Source organism: Mesorhizobium sp. M4A.F.Ca.ET.090.04.2.1, assembly GCF_003999085.1.
In the GTDB taxonomy this organism is placed as follows: Bacteria; Pseudomonadota; Alphaproteobacteria; order Rhizobiales; family Rhizobiaceae; genus Mesorhizobium.
The window spans coordinates 1-4,780 of record NZ_RZOT01000489.1; the positions used below are offsets into that span (position 1 = coordinate 1).

Annotated in this window: 4 protein-coding genes and 1 pseudogene; 2 read left to right on the forward strand and 3 right to left on the reverse strand. The window is 66.0% G+C overall.

The annotated features are described in order from the left end of the window. The 3 genes from EN781_RS26305 to EN781_RS26315 all read right to left on the reverse strand — a co-directional run. The coding region (locus EN781_RS26305) for a glycerol-3-phosphate acyltransferase (RefSeq protein WP_189347866.1) at window positions 1-334 on the reverse strand (334 nt) is incomplete at its 3' end. Between the two features lie 56 nt (window positions 335-390). Continuing rightward, window positions 391-1,677: a dihydroorotase gene (locus tag EN781_RS26310; protein ID WP_126054690.1), complete on the reverse strand. Its 1,287-nt coding sequence runs from the start codon at window positions 1,675-1,677 to the stop codon at window positions 391-393. After that, window positions 1,674-2,639 carry an aspartate carbamoyltransferase catalytic subunit gene (locus EN781_RS26315; protein WP_126054689.1) on the reverse strand — a complete coding sequence of 322 codons (966 nt, stop codon included), beginning with the start codon at window positions 2,637-2,639 and terminating at the stop codon, window positions 1,674-1,676. The genes EN781_RS26310 and EN781_RS26315 overlap by 4 nt, the downstream gene beginning before the upstream one ends. 158 nt (window positions 2,640-2,797) lie before the next feature. Between EN781_RS26315 and EN781_RS26320 the strand changes: the two genes are divergently transcribed. Further along, complete coding sequence (locus EN781_RS26320; protein WP_126054688.1) at window positions 2,798-4,426, forward strand: DNA alkylation response protein; 1,629 nt, start codon at window positions 2,798-2,800, stop codon at window positions 4,424-4,426. A gap of 151 nt (window positions 4,427-4,577) precedes the next feature. Then, window positions 4,578-4,780, forward strand: a pseudogene (locus EN781_RS26325) (hypothetical protein); the annotation flags it as partial.

Here is a 4,780-nt window from a genome sequence, read left to right on the forward strand (position 1 = left end):
CGCCGAGATAGGTTGCGACGCCTTTGCCGCCCTTGAAGCCGAGCCAGGCCGGAAAGAGATGGCCAAGGAAGGCACCGAAGCCGGCCCAAAGCGCGAACTCCGGCGCGAAGCGGCCGGCGATCAGCACCGCCGCCGTGCCTTTCAGGGCGTCGAGCAGCAGCGTGGCGGCGGCGAGCCCCTTGTTGCCGGTGCGCAGCACGTTGGTGGCGCCGATATTGCCGGAACCGATCTTGCGCACGTCGCCAAGGCCGGCGGCGCCAGTGATCAGCAGGCCGAAGGGAATCGAGCCAAGCAGATAGCCGAACAGTAGCGCCAGGATACCGCCATAACCCATTGTTTCACCCCGCATTTCCTTCACCGCACGAAATGGCGGACTACGCCGCCATCGGCCTAGATTGAAAACACTGTGCGGCCCGACACCATCGTTTGCAAGACCTTGCCTTGCAGCCGCGCGCCCTCGAAGCAGGTGTTCTTCGAGCGCGAGCGAAGGCCGCTCTCGCTGACGATCCAGGGCTCGTGCAGATCGACGAGCGCGAGGTCGGCCGCGGCACCCGGCTTCAGCGTGCCGCCGGGCAGGCCGAACAGTTTCGCCGGAGCGGCCGACAGCACCTCGACAAGCCTGAGCAGCGAGACGTCGCCATTGTGATAGAGCCGCAGCGCCGCGCCCAGCAGCGTTTCCAGCCCGATCGCGCCGGCCGCCGCGTCGGCGAAGGGCAGGCGCTTGGTGTCGACATCCTGCGGATCGTGCGAGGACACGACAATGTCGACGGTGCCGTCCTTGATCGCCTCAATCATGGCCAGCCGGTCGTCCTCGGCACGCAGCGGCGGCGTCAGCCGGAAGAACGTGCGGTATTCGCCGACGTCGTTCTCGTTGAGGGACAAATTGTGGATCGACACGCCGGCCGTGACATTGGCACCGTCAGCTTTCGCCCGGCTCACGGCGTTGGCCGCCATCGCCGTCGAGATCTTGGCCGCGTGATAAGTTCCGCGCGTCAGCCGCGCCAAAGCGAGGTCACGTTCCAGCGGGATCGATTCCGCCTCGCGCGGAATGCCGGCAAGGCCGAGCCAGCTTGCGTAGAGGCCCTCATTCATCACGCCCGCCGAGGCAAGGTCGGCGTCCTGCGTCTCATGCGCGACGACGCCGCCGAAGTCGCGGGCGTAGGTCAGCGCCCGGCGCATCACCAGGGCGCTGGCGATTGTGTGGCGCCCGTCGGTGAAGGCGACGGCGCCGGCCTCGCGCAGCAGGCCGAACTCGGTCATCTCGCGGCCGTCGAGCCCCTTGGTGATCGCCGCCGCCGGAAAGATGTTGACGCTTGCCGTATCCTTGGCTGTGCGCAGCACGAATTCGACCAGCGCGACATTGTCGATCACCGGATCGGTGTCGGGCATCATGACGATCGAGGTGACGCCGCCCGCCGCTGCCGCCACACTCGCCGAGGCAATAGTCTCGCGATGCTCGCCGCCGGGCTCGCCGATGAAGACGCGGCTATCGATCAAACCTGGAATGAGGGTCTTTCCCGCGCAGTCGATGACAGTCGCGCCTTCCGGCACACCCTGGTTCAGCGCCGCCTTGCCGGCGGCGACAATCTTCCTGCCCTCGACGATGACCGTGCCGACCTCGTCGATGCCGCGCGAGGGATCGACGATATGCGCCTTGCTGAAGACCGTTGTCGTCATGCGCCGCGCCCCTCATGGTTGCGGCGCGGATCGAGCAACGCTTCCATTACCGCCATGCGCACGGCGACGCCCATCTCCACCTGTTCCTGGATGACGCTCTGCGGCCCGTCGGCGATTTCGGACGCAATCTCGACGCCGCGATTCATCGGGCCGGGATGCATGACCAGCGCATCGTCCTTGGCCGCCTTGAGCTTCTCGGCATCGAGGCCGAAATAGCGGAAATACTCACGAATCGACGGCACGAAAGCGCCTTCCATGCGCTCGCGCTGCAGGCGCAGCATCATCACGACATCGGCGTCCTTGAGGCCTTCGGCCATCGAGCGGGCGACGATGACGCCCATCCTGTCGATGCCCGAGGGCAGCAGCGTCGAGGGCGCGACGACGCGCACCTGGGCACCGAGCGCATTGAGCAGCATGATGTTGGAGCGGGCGACGCGCGAATGCAGGATGTCGCCGCAGATCGCCACGATCAGCTTCGATAGCGGCCCCTTGGCGCGGCGGATGGTCAGGGCGTCAAGCAGCGCCTGCGTAGGATGCTCATGCGCGCCGTCGCCGGCATTGACGACGGAGCAGCCGACCTTCTGCGCCAGGAGTGCTGCCGCACCCGCCGACTGGTGACGGATGATCAAGATGTCCGGCCGCATGGCGTTGAGCGTCATCGCCGTGTCGATCAGCGTCTCGCCCTTCTTAACTGAGGAACTCGCCACCGACATGTTCATGACGTCGGCGCCGAGCCGCTTGCCGGCCAGTTCGAACGACGACTGCGTGCGGGTCGAGGCCTCGTAGAACAGGTTGATCTGGGTGCGGCCGCGCAGCGTCGAGGTTTTCTTCTCCGGCTGCCGCGAGATCGCGACGGCCCGGTCCGCCCGGTCGAGCAGCAGCTCGATATCGGCGGGGGAAAGATCGCGGATGCCCAGAAGATGGCGATGAGGGTAGAGCGGCAAGGACGAAGCGTCGGTCATCTCAAGGCGCTGCTATAGGGTGCGGTGTCCCCAGCCGCAAGCACCAGCTTTGGATTGCAGGCTTTCTCCCCGGTATTTTCGTCGTGCGCGCGGCAACGCTTGGGCTATAACCCGCCGAAGCCTTCGGATTCGTAGCTTTCGCAAGATAAGGACAGGGCGTGACCGACGACGTGACGAACCAGCCGCCGCCGCTGACGGGCGGCAACGCCTGGCGGGGCGATCCGTTGCTGATCCAGCTTGCCGAGCGCTTTTCTGAACCGGTGCGCAAGGACCTCGACGGGCTCGGCCGTTTCGTGCTGACGCAGGAAGCGCAGGAACTGGCCCGCCTCGCCAATGTCGAGACGCCGAAGCTCAAAACCCATGATCGCCAGGGCCGGCGCATCGATCTGGTCGAGTACCATCCCGCCTACCACGCCCTGATGCGCCGCTCGGTCGCCAACGGACTGCATTCCTCGGTCTGGGAAAACGGCGACGCCGAGATCGGCCGCCGTCATCAGGTGAGGGCGGCGCGCTTCTACATCACCGCCGAGTTGGAGACCGGGCACCTCTGCCCGATCACCATGACCAGCGCCTCGCTGGCGGCGCTGATGGCAAGCCCAAAACTGTTCCGCGAATGGGCGCCGCGCGTAACGACCCGCAAATACGACCAGAGCCAGAAGCCACCGGTCGAAAAGACCGGGCTCACCCTCGGCATGGGCATGACCGAGAAGCAGGGCGGCACCGATGTGCGCGCCAACGTGACAAGGGCCGAGCGGGCGGGCAGCGGATTCTATCGCCTGACCGGCCACAAATGGTTCATGTCGGCGCCGATGTCCGACGCCTTCCTGGTGCTCGGGCAGGTGCCGGAAGGGCTTTCGTGCTTCCTCGTTCCGCGCATCCTTGGCGACGGCTCCGGCAACGGTTTCCGCTTCCAGCGGCTGAAGGACAAGCTTGGCAATCGCTCCAATGCCTCCTCGGAAGTGGAGTTCGTCAACGCCATCGGCGAGATGGTTGGCGAGCCTGGCGCTGGCATCAAGACGATCATGGACATGGTGACGCTGACCAGGCTCGACTGCGCCGTCGCCTCATCGGCGATCATGCGCGCAGGGCTGGCCGAAGCCGTCCACCACGCCCGCCATCGACAGGTGTTCGGCGCCAATCTGGTTGACCAGCCGCTGATGCAGCGTGTGCTTGCCGATATGGCGCTCGACGTTGCCGCCGCCACCGCGCTGTCGTTTCGTCTGGCGCGCTCTTTCGACGAGGCGGCCAGCGATCGCGGCGAGGCGGCTTTCGCCCGCGCCATGACGCCGGTCGTCAAATACTGGGTCTGCAAGATCGCGCCGCCGCTGCTCTACGAAGCCATGGAATGCCTCGGCGGCAATGGCTATGTCGAAGAGGCGCCGCTCGCCCGCTACTACCGCGAGGCTCCGGTAAATGCGATCTGGGAAGGCTCCGGCAATGTCATGGCGCTTGACGTGCTGCGCGTGCTGGGCCGCGCGCCAGGCCTGTTCGAGGAGGTGCTGGCCGGCATCGACCGCGACCTCGGCGCAGGCGGCCGCGGCACCATTGGCGTGCTCAAGGCTGCCATGCAGGTGGCGGCGACCGACGAGGGCTCGGCGCGCCTGCTCACCGAGCAACTGGCGCTGTCGGCGGCGGCGGCCGAGCTTCGCCGGTTGGGGGCAGGGCGTATCGCAGACGCCTTCGTCGAGACGCGTCTCGCCGGCCAGTGGCGCAACACCTATGGCATGCTCGATTCGCGCCACGACGCCCGCATGATCGTCGACACGCTTTATCCGCCGGTGAACTGAGCGGACCTGTGCGGTCCCTTATCCCGGCCTGGATAGGCGTTAACCTTAATGAATGGTTTCCATTGCGGCGGCGGCCCGCAAGGCCCACTGTTCCCGTCGGAGCAAGGATTGGTTAACCATGTCGTTCCTTGCCCTGCAAAGCAGGAACGCCATGCGGCATGTATTGACCTCTTTTCTGGCCTTGCACTGGGCGATCGTTTTCGCCCTGCTGGCCTTTATCTGCATCGACGGCAATCGAGGTGTCGCGGCAGCCCTTGGCGTGCTTGGCCTTGAGGTGGAAAACGGCCGCATCACCGGCCTGGAAAACGCCGCCGTCGTGGCGCCGCTGTCGATCGCGCTGCTGGTTGTGGCGGT